Raw genomic sequence first — 23,681 nt, 5'->3', positions numbered from 1 at the left:
ACCGACGTGGTCGACCTGGTGCGGGTCCTGCTCGACGACCGGATCCGCGTCCCTCAATGGGCCATTCACGGCCTTCCGTTGACCGCTTGCGCGGCATCGGCGCGGGTCAGAGGACGAACCCCGTCGGGAACGGGTCGGACGGATCGAGCAGGTAGGTGGCCGTGCCGGTGATCCAGGCCCGGCCGGAGAACTCGGGGATCACCGCCGGCACGCCGCCCACCGTCGTCTCCCCCACCAGCTCGCCGGTGAACGTCGTGCCGATGAACGAGCTGTTCTCGAACGGCGTGTGCAGCGGCAGCTCGCCGCGGGCGTGCAGCTGGGCCATCCGGGCCGAGGTGCCGGTGCCGCACGGGGACCGGTCGAACCAGCCCGGGTGGATCGCCATCGCGTTCCGGGACGCCCGGGCGTCGGAGCCGGGGGCGAGGAACTGGACGTGCTTGCACCCGCCGATCAGCGGGTCCGCCGGGTGCTTCGGCGGGCGCTGCTCGTTGATCGCGTCCATGATCGCCAGCCCGGCCGAGAGGATCCGGTCCTTCTCGGCCCGGTCGAACGGGATGTCCACTTGGGACAGTTCGAGAATGGCGTAGAAGTTCCCGCCGTAGGCCAGGTCGTACCGCACGGAACCCAGGCCCGGCACGGAAACCACCGCGTCGCGCTCGGCCAGGAACGACGCCACGTTGCGCAGCTTCACTCGCGAAGCCCGCCCGTCGCGCACCGTGACCTCCGCGTGCACCAGCCCGGCCGGAGTGTCCAGGCGCACCACCGTCGTCGGCTCGGTCACCTCGACCATGCCCGTCTCCACCAGCACCGTCGCCACGCCGATGGTGCCGTGGCCGCACATCGGCAGGCACCCGGAGACCTCGATGTACACCACACCCCAGTCCGCGTCGTCGCGGCAGGGCGGCTGCAGGATCGCGCCGCTCATCGCGGAGTGCCCGCGCGGCTCGTGCATCAGGAACTGCCGGAGGTGGTCCAGGTGCGCCATGAAGTACCGGCGGCGCTCGGCCATCGTGGCGCCGGGAATCGGGCCGACGCCGCCGGTCACCACCCGGGTCGGCATGCCCTCGGTGTGCGAGTCGACCGCCGTGATCGCGCGCGTGGACCGCACCTACGCCACCCCCAGCGCGGCCAGCGCCCGGCCCATGTCGGCCCGGACCTGCTCGCGGTGGACGTCCGACAGCGGGCCCCGCGGCGGCCGGCACGGGCCGCCGTACCGGCCGACCATGTCCATCCCGAGCTTGATGGCCTGGACGAACTCGGTGCGCGAGTCCCAGCGGAACGCCGCCACCAGCGGCTCGTACAGCGCCCTGGCCTCGTCGAGCTTGCCCGTGGTCGCAAGCTCGAACAGCCGCGCCGATTCCGCCGGGAACACGTTGGGGAACCCGGCGAACCAGCCGGTCGCGCCCATCAGCAGGCTTTCCAGGACGACGTCGTCGGCGCCGCTGATCACGGCCAGCCCCGGCGCCCGTTCGCGGATCTCCAGCACGCGCCGGACGTCGCCGGAGAACTCCTTGACGGCCACCACGTTGTCGATCTGCGCGATCTCGGCCAGCAGATCGGGGGTGAGGTCGACCTTGGTGTCGAAGGGGTTGTTGTAGACCATCACCGGCAGCCCGGCCGACGCCACCGCTTCGAAGTGGGCGAGCACCTCGCCGCGGTTGGCGCGGTAGAGCGTCGGCGGCAGGCAGAGCACGCCGTGCGCGCCGTCCTCGGCCGCCGCCTCGGCCCAGTACCGGGCCTGGTGCGCGCCGGGGCCGTGCACGCCGACGACGACGATCCCGTCGCTCCCGACCGCTTCGATCGCGGTGCGGGCGACGCGGCGCCGTTCGGCGTCGGTCAGCGAGGAGTACTCGCCGAGGGACCCGTTCGGGCCGACCCCGCGGCAGCCGTTGGCCACCAGCCACCGGCAGTGCTCGGCGTAGGCGTCGTAGTCGACGGCCAGCCCGGCCGGGGCGGCGTCGTCGGCCCGGTAGGGCAGGGCGGCGGCGACCACCACGCCGCCGAGGTCGCGGGTGCTCATGCTCGGGTCTCCTTCGGGTCGGCGAGCTCACCCAGGCGGATCGGCTGGGCGATCGGACGGTGGTGCCGCTCGGCGCCACCGCAGAGTTCGTGGACGGCGGGACCGCACATCCGGCCCTGGCACGGGCCGAGCCCGGCCCGGGTGCCGAGCTTGAGCGCGTGCGGGCCCGGCGCGGCCGGGCCGGCGGCCGCGCTTTTCAGTTCGCCATAAGTGGTTTCCTCGCAACGGCAGACGATCGTGTCCTCGCGCAGCCAGCCGGGCCAGGCCGCGCCGATCGGGTGGGCGGCGGCCAGCCGGCGCGCGAAGGCCCGGGCGCGGTCGCGCGCGCGGAGCAGCGCCCGGGACGGCTCGCCCCCGGCGGCGGCACAGCCGGCGACCGCGCCTTCCGCCGCCGCGCCGTCCGCACCGCCGATCCCGGTGATCTCCCCGGCCGCGAACACGCCCGCGACGCCGGTGCGCTGGTCGTCGCCGACCCGGACGAACCCGCCGTCGAGCAGGCAGCCGGCCGCGACGGCCAGTTCGGGCTGCGGCACGAAGCCGTGCCCGACGCACACGGCGTCGACCTCGTAGGTCCGTTCGGTGCCGGCCACGACCGACCAGTCGGCGTGGAGCCGGGCGGTGACGGCTTCGCGGACCCGGTCGTCTCCGCGCGCTTCGACGACCGCGCGGCCCAGGTGGTACGGGACGCGGTGGCGGGCGAGCGTGGCGGCGTAGCGGGCCAGTTCGCCGGCCTTGGTCACGGGGAGCCCGCCCGACCATCCTTTGAGGACGGTCGTGGCGGGGTTGGCCTCCAGGACGGCGACGACGTCCGCGCCAACGGTCAGGAGGGATTCGGCGACCGGCAGCAGGAACGGCCCGGCCCCGGCGACGAGCACGCGCCGTCCGACGGCGACCCGCTCCCCCTTGGCCAGCGCCTGCGCGGCGCCCGCGGTGAAGACGCCGGGCAGCTGCCAGCCGGGGAACGGCAGCGTGCGGTCGTGGGCGCCGGTCGCGAGGACCAGCGCGTCCGGTTCGAGGGTGTGCCGGTGCCGCCCGCTGCCGTCGGCCGGGCCGCGCAGGACGTGGACCCGCCGGCCCTCGAGCGCCCAGACCGTGCTTTCGGGCCACCACGTGCACCGGCTCAGCACCCGCTCGAAGCCGTGCCGGGCCCGTGGCCACGTCCGGTGGTACTGCCCGCCCGGGGCGTCCGCCTGGTCCAGGACGGTGACTTCGGCGCCAGCACGCAGCGCGTGCTCGGCGGCCGCGAGCCCGGCGGGCCCGGCGCCGACGACGACCACCCGCGTCATGCGTCCTCCTGCCGGGACTGGGTCCGGATCTCGTCACCGTCGGCGGCGCGACGGCGACAGGCCCGGACGTCGGGCACGCCGTTCACCGTCAGCAGGCAGTCGAAACAGGCGCCGATCCCGCAGAACACGCCGCGAGGCGCCCCGGACCTCGTGGTGCGCCAGGACATCCGCCCGGCGGCCAGCAGCACACCGGCCACGGTCTGCCCCGCGACGCCCGTCACCGGCTCGCCGTCGACGGTGATCCCGATCGGCCGGTCCCCGGCTCGCGGCGTCCGCCACCCGCTCACGCCAGCACCGCCGGACGGTCCACAGTGAACTCCCCGGCCGGCATCGACGGCTCCCCGCCCGTCAGCAGTTCGCGCAGGAGCCGGGCGCTACCGACGCTCAAGCCGATGCCCGCGCCTTCGTGTCCGGTGACGTGCCACAGATTCCCGAGCCGCGGGTCTTCGCCCAGGACCGGGAGATGATCGTCCACATAGGGCCGGAACCCGCCGTACGCCCGCATCACCGCCGCGTCCGCCAGCGCCGGGAACAGCCGCAGCGCCTTGGCCGCGATCGCGCCCAGCACGTGCGGCCGGATCGCGTCGTCGAAGCCCACCCGGCGGCGGGACGAGCCGATGAGCACCGTGCCACCACGGGTCGACTCCACCACCGCGGACGTCTGCAGCGCCCCGGAGTCCGTGCCGACCGCGCCGACGTAGTCCGCGTCGTAGACCTTGTGCCGCACCACTCCCGGCATCGGCGTGGTGACCAGCACCTCGCCGCGCCGGGGGCGGACCGCGATGGGCGCGCCCAGCCGGCCGGCGACGAGCCCCGCCCACGGACCCGCCGCGTTCACCACGACGTCCGCCTCGATCACCTCGCCCGGCACGCGGATCCCCGTGATCCGGCCGCCGGTCACGAGCGCGCCGGTCACCTCGGTGTCCACCCGCAACCGGGCGCCGCGGTCGAGGGCCGAGCCCAGCAGGGCCAGCGTCGCGCCGGCCGGCTGGACCTGTGCGTCCTCCGGATAGCGGACCGCGGCGGTCACCTCCCGTGTCAGCGCGGGTTCGGCCGCCGCGAGGTCCGCCGCGGACAGCGGCTCGGTCCGCACCCCGGCCGCCGCCTGCGCCGCGGCGAACGCGGTCAGCGCGCCGGCCCCGGCTTCGGTGGTGGCGACGACGATGCCGCCCTTCGGGTCGAATTCGCAGGCGTCGCCGAGTTCGGCCACGATCTCCGGCCACAACCGGGCCGAAAGCCGCGCCAGGGCGAGTTCCGCGCCCGGTTCCTTGTCCGAGACCAGGAGATTGCCTTCGCCGTGGGAGGTGGTGCCGCCCGCCGGACGGCCGCGGTCGAGGACCAGGACGTCGAAGCCGGCCAGGCTCAGCTCACGCGCACAGGCGGCGCCGACGATCCCGGCGCCGATCACCACCACCCGCGTTCGGTTCATCGAGCCTCCAGCGTTCGGTATAGCGAACGATCGGAGGCTAGATCGCCCCGGGAACGGTGTCAATCACGGGATGTGGCCGCCCGTCGAGCCGCTCGCCCGCGCGGTACTGCAGCAGCAGGACCGAATGCACCGGCGCGGCCAGCGCGGTGTAGCTGTGCGGCTCGCGGGCGTCGAACGCGACGTAGTCGCCGGGCCCGAGGTCCACGGTCCGGCCGGCGACCCCGACCCGCAGTTCGCCGGCCTGCACGACGGTGTGCTCGACGCCGACGTGGCCCTGCGAGCACTGTGGCGCGTCCCCGCGGAAGACCTGGTCGTAGAGCTCGATGACGCTGTTCTCGGCCTCGATCCGGCGCAGCGGGCGCAGGTCTACGCCTTCGCCGCGAAGCACCTCGACCTCGGCGGCCCGCACCACGGTCAGACCGCCGCGCGGCCGGTGGTCGAGCAGGTCGGAGATCGCCACCTCGAGGACCCTGGACAGGCTGAACACGGTCTCGATGGTCGGGTTGCCGGCGCCGGCCTCCAGCTGCGACAACGTCGCCTTGCCGATTCCCGAACGCCGTGACAGCTCCGAAAGCGACAGTTCGCGTGCCTCGCGCGCGGCACGCAGGTTCACCGCCAGCATGTCCCGGATCGACGGCCCGCCGTCTCCTGCCACGTTCTTCCCGCCGTTCGGTAAAGCGTCCATTCGCGCGACCCTCCGTTCGGCTTGCCGATCGGGCCAGCGCCATGATGCCATGCCGATCCGCCGCGGTGCCCTACTCAGGACCGGGCAGCGACCCCTCCAGCTTGGCGAGCAGACCGGTGAGGGTGCCGCGCTCGGCCGCCGTGAGCGCGCCGATCAGGTCGGCTTCGTGGTCGAGCAGCCGCCGCACCGTGGCTTCGATCAGGCGATGCCCGGCTTCGGTGAGCCGGACCCCGACCGCGCGCCGCGACGCCGTCGACGGCGATCGTTCGACGAGCCCGGCCTGCTCGGCGCGGGCGATCCGCTGCGAGACCGCGCCCGCGGTGACCAGTGTCCGGCGGGTGATCTCGCGGGTCGTGAGCTCGTACGGCGGCCCGGACCGCCGGATCACGCTGAGCAGGTCCAAAGTGGACGGATCGATCCCGAGCCCGGCCAGTGTGCGCCGCCGGTCGTCGGCGAGCAGCTTCGCGATGCGCCAGACCGGCGTGATGACCTCGATCGACTCGGTCCGCGCGCCGGGGAGCTCCCGGCGCCACGACGCGGCGATGTCGGCGGCGGGCCACCGCAGGACCGCTTCCAGCGGATAGCCGTCGGCTCCGGGATCGTGGGGCACCGTCACTCCTCGTCTGTTACGTTTAGGGCTAAACATAGCAGACGAGGAGGAACTGTGACGCGAAACGTACTGGTCACCGGCGGAAGCAACGGGATCGGCAAGGCGGTGGCCGCCCGGTTCCGCGCGGAGGGTGACACCGTCGTCGTCACCGGGCGGAACGCCGGGCGCCTCGCGCGCACGGCCGCCGAAATCGGCGCCCGGGCGGTCACCTGTGACGCGACCGACCCGCGACAGGTGGCGCGGCTGGCGGACGAGCTGGGCCCGGACCTCGACGTGGTGGTCAACATGGCGGGCGGCAACACCGATTTCGAGACCGCCGGCCAGCCGGGCGACGGTCTCGACGAGGTCCTCTCGGCGTGGCGGGCGAACCTGGACGCGAACCTGCTCAGCGCCGTGCTCACCACCACGGCCGTGCTCGGCAAGCTGCGGCCGGGCGGCAGCATCGTCAACATCGGTTCGATCGGCGCCGAGTACGCCTCATCCTCTTACGGGGCGGCGAAAGCCGCTCTGGCCGCGTGGACCGCCGGCCTGTCGTCGGAGGTGGGCCCGCGAGCCGTGACCGCCAACCTGATCGCGCCCGGCTACATCGCCGAGACGGACTTCTTCCACGGAAAGCTCAGCGAGCAGCGGCGAACGGCCTTGATCGAAGCGACCCACAACGGACGCGCGGGGCACCCCGGCGACATCGCGGAAACCACCTGGTTCCTGGCTTCGCCGGGGGCGCGGCACATCACGGGCCAGACCCTGCACGTCAACGGCGGGGCCCACACCACCCGGTGAAAAGCACTACTCGCCACCGATCGCCGGTGGCTAACCTTGGCCGGTGACCCGATCGCTCCTCGCCATGGCCGGCCTGGCCACTCCGATGGCCATCCGGGTGGCCGCGACGCTCAGCCTGGCCGAGCACGCCGATGGCGAGGGAGCGACGGCCGAGCGGCTCGCCGCCGCGACCGGCGCCGCCGCGCCGGCCCTGGAGTGCCTGCTCGACCACCTGGTGGCGATCGGCGTCTTCACGCTCGACGCGGAGTCCGGCCGGTACCGGCCCACCGACCTCGGCGCCCAGCTGCGCGAAGACGCGCCGGAGGGGATCAAGGCGGTGCTGGACATCCACCGCGCCGGCGGGCGCGCCGAACTCGCCTTCGCCGACCTGCTCGGCACGATCACCACCGGCGCGCCCGCTTACGAGCACCGGTACGGGCGTGGCTTCTGGGCGGATCTCGACGCCGAGCCGGACCTGCGGCGCTCGTTCGACGCCCAGATGAACTGGCGGTTCCGGGTGCAGGCACCGCAGATCGCCGAACGCTTCGCCTGGAGCCGCTTTCCCCGGATCCTCGACGTCGGCGGGGGCGACGGGACCGTGCTCGAAGCGATCCTGCGCGCCCACCCCGGCGTCCGTGGCGAGGTGCTGGACCTGCCGCCGTCGGCCGCCGCCGCGGCCGCCCGGTTCGCGGCCGCCGGGTTCGGCGACCGGGCCGGCACGGTGCCCGGCAGCTTCTTCGATCCCTTGCCCGCTGGGGCCGACTGCTACGTGCTGTCCGACATCCTGCACGACTGGGACGACGACCACGCCCGCCGCATCCTGGCCGGCTGCCGCGAAGCCGCGGCGCCGGACGGCACGGTGGTGGTGATCGAGCCGCTGCGGGGCCAGGGCGCCGACACCGCGATCGACCTGTTCATGCTGATGTGCTTCGGCGGCCGCGAACGCACGGTCGGCGAACTGGCCGGGCTCGCCACCGGCTGCGGCCTCGTCCTCCGCGACACGACCCCGGTGGCCCAAGGACGGACGGCACTGGAGTTCGGCCCCGGCTGACGCGCCGAAGTCGTTCGCTCCCCGGGTTCGCGGAAAAGATCAGCGCACGAGGATGGCCGGGTCGCTGGTGCTGGGACGGCCGGTCTCCACGTGCCCCGCCAGGCGGCGCAGGAACCGCGGATCGTGGTCCGAGACGACCGAGACGTCGTACCAGCCGCCGCTCCGCCGCGTGGCCACGGTCTCGACGACCCGGGCGCCCGGCCGCAGCAGGCGGGTCGTCGAACGCCGACCGTAGGAGTCCGTCACCGTCAGCCGCACCGAGGTGGTGCCGCCGTTCGTCAGGACCAGCGCGAGGTCCCCGCCGTCCTGACGAACCGCCACCTCGGGGCCGGCGGCGCCGCCCCGGAACTGCCGCACGAAGCCGTTCGGCCCGTACGCGGTGTAGTCGTAGCCGCCGGCGACGGGCAGCGTGGCCGGGAGTGAACACCCGGCGCCCGCCGTATACGTCCGCGGCTGCCCCGACGGCGAAGTGACGTAGAACGTCGCCCCCGCGCGGCCGTGGCTGGCGAACGTCAGCGTCAGCCCGTCCGCCCCCACCCGGGCGTCGACCGCCAGGTCGTAGGGCAACGGCCGGGCCGGGCGCAGCCCGCGTTCCTGCTTCGGCAGCACCCCGTCGGCCGGGACCTCGGGCACGTAGTCGGGGTGCCGCTCGCGGTCCGGCGGGAGGTAGCCCGCCGTGTCCGGCAGGGCGGGCACGGCGGTGTCGGTCCGCGCGAAGTCGAACGCCGACGTCAGGTCGCCGCACACCGACCGCCGCCACGCCGAGATGTTCGGCTCCCGCACCCCGAAGCGCCGCTCGAGGAACCGGATGATCGACGTGTGGTCGAACGTCTCCGAGCACACCCAGCCGCCCTTGCTCCACGGCGACACCACCAGCATCGGCACGCGCTGGCCGAGCCCGTACGGACCGGCCGGGTTCGACGGCGACCCCGCGAAGATCTCCCCTGAGGTGTCCACTGTGGATTGACCGGCCGAGGCGTACGGCGGGACGACGTGGTCGAAGAAGCCGTCGTTCTCGTCATAGGTGATGAACAGCGCGGTCTTGCTCCACACGTCCGGGTTCGCGGTCAGCGCGTCGAGCACCTGCGCGATGTACCAGGCGCCGTAGTTCACCGGCCAGTTCGGGTGCTCGCAGAAGGCTTCCGGTGCGGTGATCCACGAAACCTGCGGCAGCTTCCCGGCCTTGACGTCGGCGCGCAACTGATCGAAGTAGCCCTCGCCCGCCTTCGCGTTCGTGCCGGTGCGGGCTTTCTCGTACAGGGCGTCGCCGGGCTTGGCGTTGCGGAAGGAGTCGAAGTACAGCAGCGAGTTGTCGCCGTAGTTGCCGCGATAGGCGTCCTCGATCCAGCCCCAGCTGCCGGCGGCGTCGAGGCCGTCCCCGATGTCCTGGTAGATCTTCCACGACACCCCGGCCCGCTCGAGCCGCTCGGGGTAGGTCGTCCAGGAGTAGCCCTTCTCATCGTTGCCAAGGACCGGTCCCCCGCCGGCCCCGTCGTTGCCGGTGTAGCCCGTCCACATGTAGTAGCGGTTCGGGTCGGTCGAGCCCATGAACGAGCAGTGGTAGGCGTCGCAGATCGTGAACGCGTCGGCGAGCGCGTAGTGGAACGGGATGTCCTCGCGGGTCAGGTAGGCCATGGTGGTCGAGCCCTTCGCGGGCACCCACCGGTCGTACCGGCCCTCGTTCCACGCCGCGTGCGTGTCGTTCCAGCCGTGCGGGAGGTCCTGGATGAACTGCAGGCCCAGATTGTCCGCCTCGGGGTGGAAGGGCAGGATGTCGCGCTTGCCGTCCGGCTGCTGCCACACCGGTTTCCCGGACGGGAGCGTCGCGGGCCGCGGGTCACCGAAGCCGCGCACGCCACGCAGCGTGCCGAAGTAGTGGTCGAACGACCGGTTCTCCTGCATGAGGACCACGACGTGCTCGATGTCCCGCAACGTCCCGGTCCGCCGGTGGGCGGGGATCTCCGCCGCGCGGGCGATGCTGGTGGACAGCGCGGAAAGGGCGGCGGTGCCGCCGGCCAGCCGCAGGAAACGCCGTCGGTTGACGTCCGTCATGAGGACTCCGGGGGTGTCGTGGTGGAGAGCCGGGCCAGTATGTGCGGCTCAGCGAGAACCTGCGCCGGGCCCGAGGCTAACGCCGGGCGAAACCCTGGTGAACGGCTTGGCCGGACGGATCCTTGACAGAATTAGGGAAGCACGTACTAAAGTAGCGCTTCACTATGAATGACGTACCCAACCTCGCACGAGACCCGGACGACCTGCTCTACTCCCCCGAAGCCCGGAGCGCGCTGGCCGGGTTCGCCCTCGGCGAAGACACCAGCGCGCTCGAGGCCGCCGCGGCGGTCCGCGCGGCCGCGCGGAGCCTCGAACAGCTGCGGGCCCGGGGCACGGACAGCCGCGGCCTCAGCCCCGGCGCCCTCGACATCCTGATGCGGCTCGGCACCGGCGACGCCGGATCCAACGTCAAGGACCTCGCCGCCTCCGCCGGGGTGAGCTCCCGGAACGTCACCGGCCTGGTCGACACGCTGGAACGAGCCGGGCTCGCGGTCCGGGCGCCCGACCCCCGGGACCGGCGTTCGGTGCTGGTCCGGATCACCCCGGACGGCCGGACGTGGCTCGAGGAGTTCCGGCGGCCCTCGCAGCTGGCGATGGCCGCGCTCTTCCGCGGGTTCACCGCCGCCGAGACGACCCGGCTGCGCCACCTTTGCCTGCGCCTCGTGGAAAACCAGCACCACCTCGCCCGCTACCTGGAGGACCGATGACCGAACAGACCCGCGAAGCCGTGCAGGCCTACCACCGGGCCAGATTCGACGGCGACGTGACGGCCGCGGCCGCGCGGCTGGCCGGCACGTTCGCCTTCCGCAGCCCCCTGATCAGCTCCGGCGACGCCCGCGGCCACCTCGACGGGCTCGCCGGGTTCGTCCAGGTGGTCACCGGCGTCGACATGATCAGCGAGCTCTACGGCGAGTCGGAGGCGACGCTGGTCTACGACGTGCACACCGCGACCCCGGTCGGCGTCCAGCGCACCGCCGAGCACTTCCGGGTGCGGGACGGGAAGATCGAGTCCATCACCTTGATCTTCGACGCGACCCTGTGGCACCCGGTCATGGCGGCCCTGCGCGGGAAGCGGTGACCCGTCCGCCTGCCCGGGTTGTGGAAACCGCGAGCTGAGCTCGAACGCGGCCGGGCCACCGCCGCGATCGGTGTACCCGGGGTGGCGGGCGCCAAACTCAGCGGACGCGAAGCGCGCTCCGCCCGGCATCGAGTCCCTTGTGGACGGCGAAGCCGTGGCACCGCCGCCGAGCTGAACGTCGCGAACGACTCGTCGGAGACCTTGGACGCGGATCGGCGGGAAGATGCCCCCAATGTGGCGTTGGTTGCGTCCAACGCACCCAATGTGGCATTCGGTGCATCCAACGCACCCAACGCCACATCGGGGGCATCACGGGGCCGGCGCCGGTGGGGTCTCCCCATCAGTCATTCGCGGCCAAGAAGCCCTGCTGAACGACGTGCGGGTACTCCGGCGCGCGGTCCTGGAAGGCCAGGATGGCGGGATTCCGGATGACGCCGTCCCGGATCTCGACGGCCCGCCGGACGGTGTCGTCACCGTCCCAGGCGGACGGTCCGCCGAGGACCGTCCGCAGCAGCGGGAGCAGGGCCTCGCTGATCTCCCACGTGGCCGAGTTCCACAGGTAGGACGGGCTGTGGTCCACGGCGTAGTACGTGACGCCGTCACCGACCACGAAGGACGGGTCGGCGAACGTCGTGGGGCGCGCCCAGCTGAAGCCCATGCCTTCGTCGCAGGAGACGTCGACGATGAGGCTGCCCGGCTTGAACGCCGCCAGGTCCTCCTCGAGGAGGAACGTCAGGGGCGCCGCCGTGTCCTGCAGGACGCAGTTGACGACGATGTCGTGCTCGGCGAGGAAACCCGCCAGCGGCACCCGCCCCCGCTCGGTCAGCGCGTGGCTGCGCCGGGGATCGCCGGGGGTGTTCACGTCGTGGTCGAAGTGGACCATCGTCGCGGAGTGGATCGGCGAGCCGACCGCGCTGAGCCCGCGGCCGGTGAGGACGTGCACGTCGTGCACCCCGTGCGCGTTGAGCGCGGTCACCGAACCCCGCGCGGTCGCGCCGAAGCCGATCACCACCGCCCGCAACCGGCGGCCGTAGTCCCCGGTCGAGCCGATCAGCTGCAGGGCGTGCAGCACCGAGCTGTAGCCGGCCAGCTCGTTGTTCTTGTGGAAGACGTGCAGGCCGAACGAGCCGTCGCGGTTCCAGTGGTTCATCGCCTCGAAGGCGATCAGCGTCAACCGGCTGTCGATGGCCAGTTGCGTGATTTCACGGTCCTGGACGCAGTGTGGCCAGCCCCACAGCAGCTGACCCGGCCGCAGCTCGGCGACGTCCGCCGGCAGCGGCTTGGCCAACAGGATGCCGTCGCATTCGGCGATGAGCTGCTCGCGCGTGCGCAGCCCGGCGACGGCGGCCGCGAGCCGCTCGTCGGGGACGCCGAAATCCTTGCCGTAGCCGTGTTCGAGGTAGATGCGCTCGCGCAGATCGGCGTCGATCCGTTCGATGTGGTGCGGGTGGATCGGCAACCGGCGTTCGTCCGCTTTCCGTGAACGCGCGATGACGCCGAGGGTGAGCTGGTCCACTGAGGGCCCCTTTGCTAGACCCCAGTCTTAGCACACGAAGGGCCCGCCGGGTCGGTGTCCGATCGCCTCCAATGTGGCGCGCAAGAGACTTCAGCCTCAGGGTGCGCAGGCGTTCGGGTTGTCGAAGTGGCCGGGCGTGGCGGGGTACGCCTGCCCGGAGCCGTGGGCCTGCAGATCCGCCTGGTACACCAGGGCCAGTTCGTCGAACGCCGACGTCCCCGCCGTCGTCACGTCCCCGGCCGCCTGGCCGGCGCCCAGCGAGTACGCCCACCGCTGCAGGAAGTCCTGCTGCATCGGGCTGAACTGCCGGACGTCGTTGTAGCCGCCGTAGGCCGCGTTGCAGTGCGTGTACAGGTTGTACGCGCCGGCCCAGTCGAGCAGCCGGTCGCCGAGGTTCGGGCCGTTGTCGGCCACGTCGGCCTGCAGCACGTCCCGGTCCCAGCCGCCGTAGATCCAGTCGATGCCCTGGTGGTGCTGGTTGTCCGCGACGTCGGCGTTGTCGAGGTTCGTCAGCTCGAACCACGTGCACGGGTCCACCGTAGTGGCGTTCTTGCCGTCGCCGAACGTCTGCGGCCACGGGTTCGCGGTGCAGGTCGTCTGCCCCGGCGTGCCGTACGTGCCCCGCGGGCGCCAGTCGATGATGTCCGAACCCAGCGCGCCGGTGTCCGGGTCGACCGACGGCCCGGACGTCGCGCCCTTGCCGCCGTTGACGTAGTCGACGAGCGAGTCGTTGACGCCGCGGTCGTCCGGGTTGGCCGGGTCGGTGCCGCCCTTGCCGCCCCACAGCAGGTCCGCGCCGTCGTCGCCGAAGACGATGTCCCCGCCCGAGTCGCCGTTGGCCAGGTCGTCGCCGAAGCCACCGTGGATCGAGTCGTGGTCGTCGCCGCCGCGGATCCGGTCGGCGCCGCCTTCGAGGTCTCCGCGGTGCGGCATCGCCGGAGCGTTCCCGGGTGCCGCGAACGCGTCGCCGTTGACGTCGTGCTGGAGGTCGACCTGCCGCGCGACCGAGCCGGCCAGGAAGCCCTCGTAGTGGATCTGGGGGATCTGGCTGTTGTCGATCACGAACTTGTTCGCCCCGTTCTGGAACACGTCGACGATGCCGCCGCGGTCACCGACCATGGCGTCGTCGCCCGCGGTGCCCCACATCCGGTCGTCGCCCAGCTCGCCGTACATGTCGTCGGCGCCGTCACCCGGAGCCGTCGTGGTGCCGGTGTCGCCGTACATCAGGTCGTTCCCGTCCTGGCCGTACATCGTGTCCTCGCCCGCGTCGCCCCACAGGTTGTCGCCGCCCGAGGCCCCGGGCGCCTCGCACGTGGCCTGCGTGGTGGTGCAGAAGCGGGTCGGGGCGCCGCCCGCGCCGTGGCGGACGACCGCCGCGCCGGCCGGCGGGGCCGCCGGGTAGCGCTTGGCGTAGATCCGGTTCGTCAGCGGCAGCGAGACCTTCGTCAGGTCGTCGCCGAGCGCCACCGGCTTGCCGGTCTGGTCGACGATGTCCCGCACCGTGGTGCCGTTGTCGCCGAGGACGAAGTCGGCGGCCCCGTCGCCGTGGACGTCGTCGATCGTGTCGCGGAAGACCGCCAGCGAGCTGCCGCCGGTCAGGTCGTCCTGCCCGTTCGGCGCGGAGACGTCGCCGAGGTCGGCCGACGCCGTGCCCGGCCACACCGGGGCCGGCGGGGTGAGCGCGATCCCGGCTTCGGCCAAGGTGCGGTCGCCGAACACCGTGTCGTGCCCGCCGTTGCCCTCGGCGTAGTCGTCGTGCGCTCCGCCGGAGATCTGGTCGTCGCCGTCCTGGCCGAACAGGACGTCGACGCCGCCACCGCCGGACAGCTGGTCCCCGCCCGCCACCGGACGCGCCGGGGCGCCGAGGAACCCGTTGCTCCAGGACAGGTCGAGCAGCCGCAGCGAACGCTGGGTGTCGAACGTGCCGTTGCTGCCCACGCGGAGGAGGTACGGCGACGGCGGCGCGATCCGGTCGGTGATCGCGTTGTCGCCGAGCACCACGTCGTCCCCGGTGCCGCCGAACACCACGTCGGCGGTGTCCGGCTGGCCCTGCGTGGTCGGCGCGGTGTCGGCGCCGGAGATCGTCGAGCTGCCGCCGGCGAGGTCGTCGTCGCCGGTGTTGCCTTCGAGCCAGTCCCGGCCCGGGCCGCCTTCGGCGTAGTCGCCGTCGGCGTTGCCCTTGATCCGGTCGTTGCCGGACTGGCCGAGGATCGCGTCGCAGCCGTTGTCGCCGGTGATGTCGTCACCGCCTGAGGTGTTCGGCACCGGCCCGTCGCCCAGGTCGTACAGCTGGATGCCGCGCTGGACCATCGGGGCCGCGGCGGGGGCGTCGGTGTCGGCGCGGCCCTGCGTGATCGGGCTCTTCGGACTGCCCGCATCCCTGGTGAGCAGGGCGTTGTCGCCGGTGATCAGGTCGGCGTCGTCACCGCCGGAGATGGTGTCCCCGGTGTCGAGCTGACCCGCGGTGCCCTGGCCCGTGCCCGACTCGACGTACGAGGAGCCGCCGGCCAGGTCGTCCTGTCCGGACTCGCCGAACAGCTTGTCCGCGTCCTGGTCGCCCTCGGCGTAGTCGTCCCCGGCGTCGCCGTGCACGGTGTCCGCGCCGCCTTGGGCGTAGATGACGTCCGTGGCCTCGCCGCCGGATATCGAGTCCCCGCCGGAGTTCGCCGCGGCCGGGGTGTAGCCGAGGTCGAACAGCACCACGTGCCGTCCGGCCGACAGCCCGCGGCCCCGGGTGACCGGGTCGCCGCTGTCGCCGCCCCCGGTGCCGGTGATCGTGGCGTTGTCGCCGGTGATCACGTCGTCGGCGCCGCCGCCGGAGACGGTGTCGCCCGCGTCCGGGTAGCCGGCCGCGTTCTTGACCGCCGGGTCGCCGGGTGTCTGGTGGCTGCCGCCGATGATGTCGTCGGCGTCCGCCTCGCCGTTGAGTTTGTCGGCACCGGGGTTGCCCTCGACGCGGTCCGGATCCTTCCCGCCGAAGACGGTGTCGTTCTCCAGCCCGCCGTACAGCGCGTCGTTCTCGAAACCACCGGAGATCGTGTCGTCGCCGCCCAGCGCCGGGTCGGCGCTGCTCGCCAGGTCGAACACCGGCCCGCCGGCCACCAGCGGATCACCGTTGTCGCCGATGATCGTGTCGGGGCCGGTGTCGCCGAACAGCTGGTCGGCGTCGTCGGCCTGCCCGGCCGCCCGGGTCCCGCCGACGATCGTGTCGCCCGCCAGGCCACCGGAGACCCAGTCCTTCCCGTTGTCGCCCTCGACGGTGTCGGGGTCGTCGCCGCCGAACATCGTGTCGGCGCCGTCGTTGCCGTACAGGGTGTCCGCCCCGGAGTCGCCGTAGCCGGCGTCGTCGTCCGAGCCGCCCCAGACCTGGTCAGCGTCGCGGCCGCCGTGCAGGGCGTCCTTGCCCTTCTCGCCGCACACCAGGTCGTTCGCCGCTTCGGCGTCGACATCGTCGTCCCCGCCACCGGCCCGGACGTTCTCCACGCCGGCGCCGCCGATGATCCGGTCGTTGCCGTCGAGCGGGTCGTTCACCGACTCGTCGACCGGCGTCGACGGAATCGGCGCACCCGCCTCGCACGGCGTCGTCTGCTTGTCGCCGTAGACGTCCGCGCCGCCGTCACCGCCGATGACGTGGTCGAAGCCGAGGCCACCGACCAGTGTCTTGTGCGACGGGCTCACGCCCGGCGGCAGCGGCGTGTGCGTGACGACGTAGAACGGCCCGAAGCCATCGGTCTTCCCCGGGTTCGGGAAGTCCAAGGTGGACGGTTCGGCGATCACCCAGTCGTCGTCCGGTCCGCCGTAGAGCGTGTCCGGGCCGAACCCGCCGAACAGGATGTCGTTGCCGCCGCCGCCGCGGAAGTCGTCGTGCTGCGACTTGGTGGAATGGCCGGTGACCCGGTCCTGTCCCTTGCCGCCGTACACCGTGTCGTCGCCGGTGCCGGTGTCGACCGTGTTGACCGACCCGCCCGCCGGACCACCCGTGGTGTTGGCGTCGTCCGAGCCGTAGCCGTCGACGCCGGGATCGATCTGGCCCGCGGTGTAGATCTTGTCCGGCCCGGTGCCGCCGGCGAAGCGGTCGCTGCCGTCGCCGCCGACGAGCGTCGCGCCCGGGGAAACGAACAACGCCTGCGGATGCGTCGGCACGTCCTTCAGCGGATCGTCGGCCGCGACCCCGAGCGTGTCGTCGCCGCCGTTGCCGAACACGGTCGCCTTGCCGAGCCCGGCCTTGATCGTGTCGCCGGCGTCGCCGGTGCCGGTTCCGTCGCCCGGCTCGGGCAGGCTCGCCCAGTCCGGCACGGAGACGCTTGGACCGCCGACGCCGGCCGCGACCGGGTCGCCGCCGTCGCGCCCGTCGTTCGCCAGCTCCTTCAAGCCGACCGAGGTCACCGGGGGCGCGCCGAGGCTCGAGTCGCCCGCGACGACGTCATCGGCGTTGCCGACGGTGATGCTGTCGACGCCGGGTCCGCCCGCGACGTGCGCCTTCGCTCCGTTTTGGACATAGCTGTTCTTGTCCGCGGCGAGCACGGTGCGGTCACCGGTGACGATGATGTCGTCACCCTTGCCGCCGTCGACCCACGAACTGCCGATGCCCGTCTTGATCTGGTCGTTCTTGTCGCCGCCGAACACGATCGCGTCGCGGTCGAACTGCGCGCTCGGCGGTGGCGGGCCGGTCTTCGCGGTGTCCGCCTTGGCGTCCCCGATGAACGTCACGCTCATCGGCTTGCCGTAGCCGCGGCCGTCCACGATCACCCGCTGGATGTTCGCGTTCCGGAACTCACGCCGGATGCCGATCATGTCCACGGCCACCCCGGCGAACGCCGGGTTCGCCGGGTCGGCGTAGTCGTGCAGAGACGTGATCTTGACGGTGTCCTTCTCCTCGTTGCTCGACTCGTACGGATCACCCGCGCCGCCGCCGCGCTGGGCGGTGTGGCCGAGTGCGGCCGCGTACACCACGAGTGTCTTCCCGTCACCGGTCAGCCCGCCGAGCTTCGGGGGTGGTGGCGTGCAGTTCGGCGTCGCCGTGAAGTCGAGCAGCGTGACGTCGACGATCGTGAAGCTGAACGACACCGAGAACGGGCCGAACCCGATCGTGACGTACAGCTTCAGGAAGACGTAGAGCCGCCCGGACACGGTGAACAGGCAGATCGGGTTGTTCAGCACCGTCTGCAGGAACTCGGTGATCCGGAACTTGCCGTCGTGGTTGGGATCGTTCCACAGGAACGAAACCGTCAGGCCCACACCGCCTTCGATGCCGACGGTGATGATCAGCGCCGTGACCGCGGCACCGGCGGCCAGCTCGCCGGTGAACGTCACCACCGGGATCGGCTTGCCGTTGTCCGTGGTGTAGAAGAACAGGCTCTGCAGGAACGCCTGGCCCACGGTGCCGAGATCCAGGGTGCCGGCGCGCGCGGCCTCGAACGCCTTGCGGATGCCGTAGGTGTCGAAGCCCGCGACGATGTGCAGCGTCACCGACGCCGAGCCGTGCAGCGTGATCACGACGGGCGGCGGCGCGTACACCGGCCCGAACTGCTGGCGCCAGTCGAAGCCGAGGCGCAACGGACCGGAGTCGAACTTGACCAGGTCGACGTCGCCACCGAGCAGCAGGTTGAACAGCGAGGCCGGCTTCTCGAACACCGGGAAGCTGAACCCGGCCGCCGACGCCTTGGTGGTCATCGGGTTGGCCGCGTCCGGGTCGGCGCTCGAGTTCTTGCCGTTGATCGTGCCGAGGATCGGGGCGAAGGCGGTGCCGCCACCGGCGTCCTTCTTCGCGCTGATCAGGCTTTCGGTGTTGTCCGGTGTCGCGGTGGTGTCGAGTGCCCGCTGCCCGCCGAGCTCGAACGAGCCGAGCGGGATCAGGCAGGTGGTGGCGCAGGTCGGGAAGTGGTTGATGAAGTTGACCACGTTCACGATGGTGTCGACGAACTTCAGGTCCGGGCCACCGGCGATCGTGCTGAACGCCTTGCCGATGGACACCAGGGTCACGTCGTCGCCGCCGACCAGGTGGGACAGGTCCGACAGCACCGGGATCGGCGCGTAAAGCGTCTTGATCACCGGGTCGAGCGGGCCGGTCACCTGCTTGATCTTGTCCAGGATCGGCTTGAGGATCTTGCCGAAGATCTCGCCGGTGTCGATCCCGACCTTGTCGAAGGCCAGCGTCAACGGGTTGTTGCCGTCGCCGGCGCTGTTGGTGCCCGGCTTGGCGTTGTTCCACGCCCAGTGCAGCCGGAAGTTGGCCTGGATGCCCGGGAAGCCGGCGTCGTCACCCGGGCGTGCCTTGAGCAGCCAGTTGATGTCCGCGCTCGCGTGCAGCTTGACGTCGGCCAGCCGGTCGAGCCCGGCGTTCTGCAGGTCGGTCAGGTGCAGGCGGCCACCGGTCGGGTCGTCCGGCGCGATCAGGTCGATTTTGAAGGCACCCCCGAACAGCGGCAGGACGCCCGCGTCGTTCGCCGGCGCGGCCGCGGCGTTGCACTCGTCGGCGCTCTTCTGCTTGGTGCAGTTCTCCGCGGTGATGTTGATGAACGCGAGCTGCGCGTTGATCTTGTCCGGCAGCGTGACGTTCAGCCCGACTGCGAACTCGGGTTGCGGGGAGTCCTTGGTGCTGACGAAGAACCCCTCACTGCGGCTGATGCCCATGGCCAGGTGCAGCCGCCAGCCGAGCTGCACCCCGGGGCCCGCGCCGGCGTCGGCCTTGAGCGAGAACCCGGGGATGCCGAGGTCCAGCGGCACGGTCTTCTCGAGGCACTCGTGACCGGCCGGCAAGCCGGTGCACTTCAGCAGGTCGCCGCTGAAGTCGCCCTGGCTGACGTTCACGCTGATCGTGACCGCGTCCAGGTCGCTGTACGCACAGTCGTGCGGCTGCGGGTTCTGGGCCGGGTTTTCCGGCACGGCGCCGAGGGGCAGGGTGCCGTCGTCGGTGAACTTGCCGGTGTCGCCGACGTCCTTGACCAGCTTGAAGGTGCCGCCGTCCTCACGGAACACCTGGTACCCGGTCGCGCTGTCGACCTTGGTCCACGAGACGTCCATTGAGTCCGTTGTGGACAGTGTGTCCGGCCCGTTCGCGATCGAGCCGGGATCGCTCGCCTTGGCCGGCTTCTTCACGCCGTTGATCGTCACGTAGGACGCGACGACGTACCGGTAGGTCTTGCTCCCGGCCGTCGCTCCGCTGTGCAGCGCGACCGCAGGGGCGCTCACCGTGCCGAGCGGCGTCTTGCACACGGTGTCCACGGTGACCGTGTCCGGGTTGAGGTGCGCGTCGGCGAGTTTCTGCCCGAGCTGGTCGTTCACCCAGCCGCGGACCGCGGCCATGTCGGTGAAGTGGCCGTCCGCGGGCAGCTGGTCGAGCGCGGTGTGGATCGCCGTGCGCAGCTTGCCGACGAAGTCCGCGCCCTGCTGGAGGTCGTCGCCGAGCAGCGGCAGCTTGCCGCCGAAACTGGCCGTGTTGAGGGCCTGCTCCACCAGGTTGAGGTAGCTGTCGAGGCCGTCGAGACGGCCGAAGTCGATCAACCGGTTGGCGAGCTCCTGGCCCAGCAGGTCCGGATCCGGCGTCTCCAGCCGGGGGTGGCCGTCGACGGCCGCGCCGCCGAGGTCGAAGTAGTCGCCGGGCGTGGTCGACTTCGGCAGGCGCAGGGCGAAGTTGTTCGGCTTGGCGTCGTCGGTGATCACCTTGCTGTAGGTCGTGCCGCCGTCTTCGCTGATGTACAACGGCAACTTGGCGCACAGGGCCAGCGGTGTGCCGCCGTCGAGACTACAGTCCACCGCGGTGCTCCCGGCGTTGATCTCCGGCCCGACCGCGCCCAGGAAGTCGGTGAAGGTGACCGGCGCGCCGGTGCCCCCGCTCTTGGCGAGATCGATCGAGTAGGACGCCTTCGCGGTCGCCTTGTCCGCCGACTTCGGGTCGCCGAGCGAAACGCTCAGCGGGCCCAGTGTCGTGGCGATGGTGGCGTTTTCCACGGTCGCGTCGAGCTTCACGCCGATCTTCGAGTCGTCGAGCACCCGCAGGGCGTTCGCGTCGGCCGGCCCGGAACCGGGCTGCAGCGGGACGACCAGGCCCATCTTGACCTCGCCGCCCACGCCGAGCGACACCGAGCCGTCACCCTGCACGCCGGCGACCCGCTGGCTGCCCGCGGGCAGGCTGAAATCGAACTGCACCGGCGTGCTGGTGTGGTACGCGCGCTTCCAGTCCAGCCGGACGATCAGCGACGGCGTCCCGGCGGGCTCGGCGTACTCGAACTGCACCGGCACACTGCCCTTGAACCGCGTGTTGATCGTCTGAACCAGCCGCTGCAGGTTGTCCGACGGCGCCGCCTCCAGCAGCGAGATCACGTCGTCCAGCTCGGACCGGACCACGTAGGGCGTCGCGGGCGACGGCTGGGAGGCCCAGGGGCCCACCAGGAAGAGGGTGTCGGACGTGACCGACCCGACCACGCCCACCTGCGTACCGGCGACGACCGTGCGCCCGACGAGCGTGTCCGGGAACGTGTTGCCCTTCTGGACAGTGCGCGCGGTGTCCTTCACGAAGTTGGACCCGTAGCTCACGGTCGGGCCGGAGCCGGCTTCGTCGGCGCGCAGCAGGTCCCGCAGCGAGCGGCCGACGAGCGGGATCTTGGTGCCGAACACCGCGGCGCCCGACGGCGAGGCGTCGCTGATCGACGCGTTGAGCGTCTGCAGCGTCTTGAGGATGATCGAGAACAGCGCCTTCGGGTTGGCCGGGTCGAAGTCGAAGTTCGCCAGCTCGGAAAGATCGCCCGCGCTGAACTGCGGGCCGTCGGGCCCGGCGAGCTTCGTGAGGTCGGCCCAGGTGAACCCGGCGTGCGCGGAGGCGCCGTGCAGGAAGTCGCTCGTGCCGGGCGCGCTCGCGTCGACACCGCCCGCGCCGCGGACGTGCACCTGGAAGTCGAGCAGCGACCCCGGATCGTGCAGCAGCTTGTCCACGACCGCGCCGAAGGTCAGGTCGCCCTGGTCCTTGAGGTTCACCTGCAGCATGTGGTCGCCGGCGGCAGGTGTCCCGGCACAGTCGGCGCCCGCTTCCGTCTGGCAGACGTGCGCCGCGCCCTTCAGCTCCACTTGCAGGAATCCGGCGTTGGCGAAGATGTCGACGCCGGCGTCCATCGGGAAGTCGGCGGTGACGAGCGCGGGGCTGCCGGACGTGCGCAGCAGCACCCGGTCCGGGCCGGTCGGGGTGGCGGCGACCAGCGTGGTGCTGCCGTCCGGGTTCTTCTGCTCGATCGGCGGGGTGTGCACGACCGGGTTCCGCAGGTCGAGCACGAGCGTGACCGCCGCGTCGTAGCTGGGCTTGACCTTCGCGGTGGCGTTGACCGCGTTCGCCTCGGCGACACCGCGGCCGCCGGTCTTCAGGTCGTTGCCGAGCTGGACGACGCCGACGTCGCCCTGCATCCCGGAAATCGTGTACGGGGCGCCGGTGACCGGGACGACCGGCGTCCAGCCGGGTGCCTGCAGGAAGAGCGTGTGCTCGTCGTTGTTCTCGACCGTCGCCCCGGCCGCGCCGGCGACGACGTGCCGTCCCGCGAACTCCCCCGGCTTCCAGCTCTGGTTTTCGTCCTTCAGGGTGGTCTGCGTGTAGGTCGTCTTCGCCGGGCTGCCCGCCGGGCCGGACGCGGCGGCCGCGGCCGCGTTGAGGTCCACGGCCGTCGCCGGTGCCTCGCGGGACAACGTGAGCTTGAAGTCGAGCTTCGCCGAGCCCGGCGGGAAGTGGACGTCGGAGACGCCGATCTTGCCGCCGCCGGGCAGGTTGGCCGCGGTGTTGAGCTTGTCCAGCAGCTGCTGCAGCGACACGAACAGCGGTTCGCCGGCCTGCGCCGGGTCCGCCGCGGTCTTGGTGTTGTCCTGCAGGAACTTCTTGATCGACTCGTTGAGCTGGATCGCGTCGGCCAGGGTGCCCTTGAGGAACGGCAGGTCGAGGTTGCCGGCCGGGTTCGCCGCGTCGCCCCACTTCGCCCGCTGGATCGAGGTCAGCGTCGTGGCCAGTTGCGCCAGGCCGGTGGCCAGGTCGCGCGGGGTCATGTTGAGGAACGGGCCGACGGTGGCCAGGCCGGTCGGCGTGATCTGCGGGGCGCCGGTGGCGAGGTCGGGCCAGCTGACGCCGATCTTGGCGTCCACCGCGGGAAGGTCGAGGGAGAACGAGCTCGCCGGTGCCGCGGCCAGGTGCAGGGAGGCGTTCAGGGACCCGGCCGGGCTCGCGAAGCCGAAGCTGACCAGCCCGGCGAGCGAGCCGTTCTGGGCGAGTTCCCCGGCGGTGCCGTCGAAATTGGTGAAGGCCAGCCGTCCGTCGTTGTCCGGATCGTTGACGGTGGCGGCGAAGTGCGCCTTGAGGTCCAGCGAGGAATCGGTGTCGACGAGCTTCACCCCGAGGATGCCGACGGCGGCGCTGACCGCATTGACGGCGGCCGCGTCGGGGAAGTTCGCTTCGGCGTCGACGGTGAGCGACGGCGTGGTGCCGTCGTTGACGAAGTAGGCCTTGTCGTGCGCCTTGTCCCAGATCAAGGTCAGCTTCAGCGTGGTGCCGACGGTGAGCCGCGCGCCGCCGGTGGACGAGAACGCCGACTGCGGGGCGTTGGTGCCGTCGCCGATCGGGAGCGGGATGGTCAGCGCCTGGTTCTGCAGCACGCGGGAGACCGTGAGGGTGAGGTCGAGCTTCTTGTCCTCGCCGACGGTGTTCAGCGTCGTCTTCAGCGTCCCGGCGCGGTCGGCGGTGAGGGTGATCGGCTGGTCGATGTCGAGGTCGGCGTCGTCGACCGCGTCGGCCAGCTTGTCGGCGCCGGCGTGGAAGGCCTCCTGGGCCAGGGTGTCGAACCCGAGCGCGGCACCCGGGCTGGTCTGGACGGCGGGCAGCGCCTTGGCGAGCCCGCCGAGGGTCCCGAGGCCCTTCGACCAGGTCGCGAAGCTGTTCGCCGGGGCGGCGAGCGCGTTCACCAGCGTGGTGACGCCGGGACTCGCCGCGTGCGCCGGAACGGCCGTCACCACGGCGCCGCCGAGCGACAGCGCGAACGTCGTGGTCAGTACGAGCCACCTTTTGGAGCCCATGATCACCCTCCACCGTCGTGGGCGCACGGAAGACCGGCGCCGACCGGGCGAGCCTGACAAAGGGGATGGATCTCCGGGAAGATCCGGGTCCGCTCAGCGGACCCGGCTCACGGGGACGGTCGGCACGCGCGGCCGGATTCGCACCAGCACCACCG

At 71.9% G+C, this 23,681-nt stretch carries 14 protein-coding genes; 4 read left to right on the top strand and 10 right to left on the bottom strand.

Annotation, left to right across the window (positions count from 1 at the left end):
- Window positions 1-106: 106 nt before the first annotated feature.
- From AB0M82_RS24535 to AB0M82_RS24505, 7 genes are all read right to left on the bottom strand, one after another.
- Window positions 107-1,108 carry a proline racemase family protein gene (locus AB0M82_RS24535; protein ID WP_364725981.1) on the bottom strand — a complete coding sequence of 334 codons (1,002 nt, stop codon included), beginning with the start codon at window positions 1,106-1,108 and terminating at the stop codon, window positions 107-109.
- Window positions 1,109-2,020 (bottom strand): dihydrodipicolinate synthase family protein, encoded by a 912-nt coding sequence (locus AB0M82_RS24530; protein WP_364725978.1) that lies wholly within the window; start codon window positions 2,018-2,020, stop codon window positions 1,109-1,111.
- On the bottom strand, window positions 2,017-3,306 hold the full coding sequence (locus AB0M82_RS24525; protein ID WP_364725975.1) for an NAD(P)/FAD-dependent oxidoreductase: 1,290 nt from the start codon (window positions 3,304-3,306) through the stop codon (window positions 2,017-2,019). The genes AB0M82_RS24530 and AB0M82_RS24525 overlap by 4 nt, the downstream gene beginning before the upstream one ends.
- Entirely contained in the window at window positions 3,303-3,593 is a 291-nt protein-coding gene (locus AB0M82_RS24520) for a (2Fe-2S)-binding protein (protein ID WP_364725973.1), read from the bottom strand. The genes AB0M82_RS24525 and AB0M82_RS24520 overlap by 4 nt, the downstream gene beginning before the upstream one ends.
- Window positions 3,590-4,735: an FAD-dependent oxidoreductase gene (locus tag AB0M82_RS24515; RefSeq protein WP_364725971.1), complete on the bottom strand. Its 1,146-nt coding sequence runs from the start codon at window positions 4,733-4,735 to the stop codon at window positions 3,590-3,592. Before AB0M82_RS24515 ends, AB0M82_RS24520 begins: the two co-directional genes overlap by 4 nt.
- A gap of 37 nt (window positions 4,736-4,772) precedes the next feature.
- Entirely contained in the window at window positions 4,773-5,420 is a 648-nt protein-coding gene (locus AB0M82_RS24510) for an XRE family transcriptional regulator (RefSeq protein WP_364725968.1), read from the bottom strand.
- Window positions 5,421-5,490: 70 nt separating this feature from the next.
- Window positions 5,491-6,030: a MarR family transcriptional regulator gene (locus AB0M82_RS24505; RefSeq protein ID WP_364725965.1), complete on the bottom strand. Its 540-nt coding sequence runs from the start codon at window positions 6,028-6,030 to the stop codon at window positions 5,491-5,493.
- A 54-nt stretch (window positions 6,031-6,084) separates the two neighbouring features.
- Here AB0M82_RS24505 and AB0M82_RS24500 point away from each other — a divergent pair, with 54 nt between their 5' ends.
- Both AB0M82_RS24500 and AB0M82_RS24495 read left to right on the top strand, forming a co-directional pair.
- Entirely contained in the window at window positions 6,085-6,810 is a 726-nt protein-coding gene (locus AB0M82_RS24500; RefSeq protein ID WP_364725962.1) for an SDR family oxidoreductase, read from the top strand.
- A 43-nt stretch (window positions 6,811-6,853) separates the two neighbouring features.
- Complete coding sequence (locus tag AB0M82_RS24495) at window positions 6,854-7,840, top strand: methyltransferase (protein ID WP_364725959.1); 987 nt, start codon at window positions 6,854-6,856, stop codon at window positions 7,838-7,840.
- Window positions 7,841-7,879: 39 nt separating this feature from the next.
- On the opposite strand, the gene AB0M82_RS24490 is transcribed toward AB0M82_RS24495, so the two are convergent.
- A complete protein-coding gene (locus AB0M82_RS24490; RefSeq protein WP_364725956.1) occupies window positions 7,880-9,892 on the bottom strand; it encodes a phosphocholine-specific phospholipase C in 2,013 nt (670 codons plus the stop codon).
- A gap of 164 nt (window positions 9,893-10,056) precedes the next feature.
- On the opposite strand from AB0M82_RS24490, the gene AB0M82_RS24485 reads away from it, so the two are divergent.
- Complete coding sequence (locus tag AB0M82_RS24485; RefSeq protein ID WP_364725953.1) at window positions 10,057-10,599, top strand: MarR family transcriptional regulator; 543 nt, start codon at window positions 10,057-10,059, stop codon at window positions 10,597-10,599.
- Window positions 10,596-10,970, top strand: a complete 375-nt coding sequence (locus tag AB0M82_RS24480; protein WP_364725950.1) for a hypothetical protein — start codon at window positions 10,596-10,598, stop codon at window positions 10,968-10,970. Before AB0M82_RS24485 ends, AB0M82_RS24480 begins: the two co-directional genes overlap by 4 nt.
- 340 nt (window positions 10,971-11,310) lie before the next feature.
- Here AB0M82_RS24480 and AB0M82_RS24475 read toward each other — a convergent pair whose 3' ends face one another.
- Together AB0M82_RS24475 and AB0M82_RS24470 are read right to left on the bottom strand one after the other, a co-directional pair.
- Complete coding sequence (locus tag AB0M82_RS24475) at window positions 11,311-12,486, bottom strand: N(5)-(carboxyethyl)ornithine synthase (protein WP_364725948.1); 1,176 nt, start codon at window positions 12,484-12,486, stop codon at window positions 11,311-11,313.
- Window positions 12,487-12,582: 96 nt separating this feature from the next.
- A complete protein-coding gene (locus AB0M82_RS24470; RefSeq protein ID WP_364725946.1) occupies window positions 12,583-23,526 on the bottom strand; it encodes a calcium-binding protein in 10,944 nt (3,647 codons plus the stop codon).
- Window positions 23,527-23,681 lie beyond the last annotated feature (155 nt).

Source organism: Amycolatopsis sp. NPDC051128 (genome assembly GCF_040682715.1).
Lineage (GTDB): Bacteria > Actinomycetota > Actinomycetes > Mycobacteriales > Pseudonocardiaceae > Amycolatopsis.
Note: the sequence above shows the minus strand (reverse complement) of the source record. Positions and strands in the feature narration are given on the sequence as shown.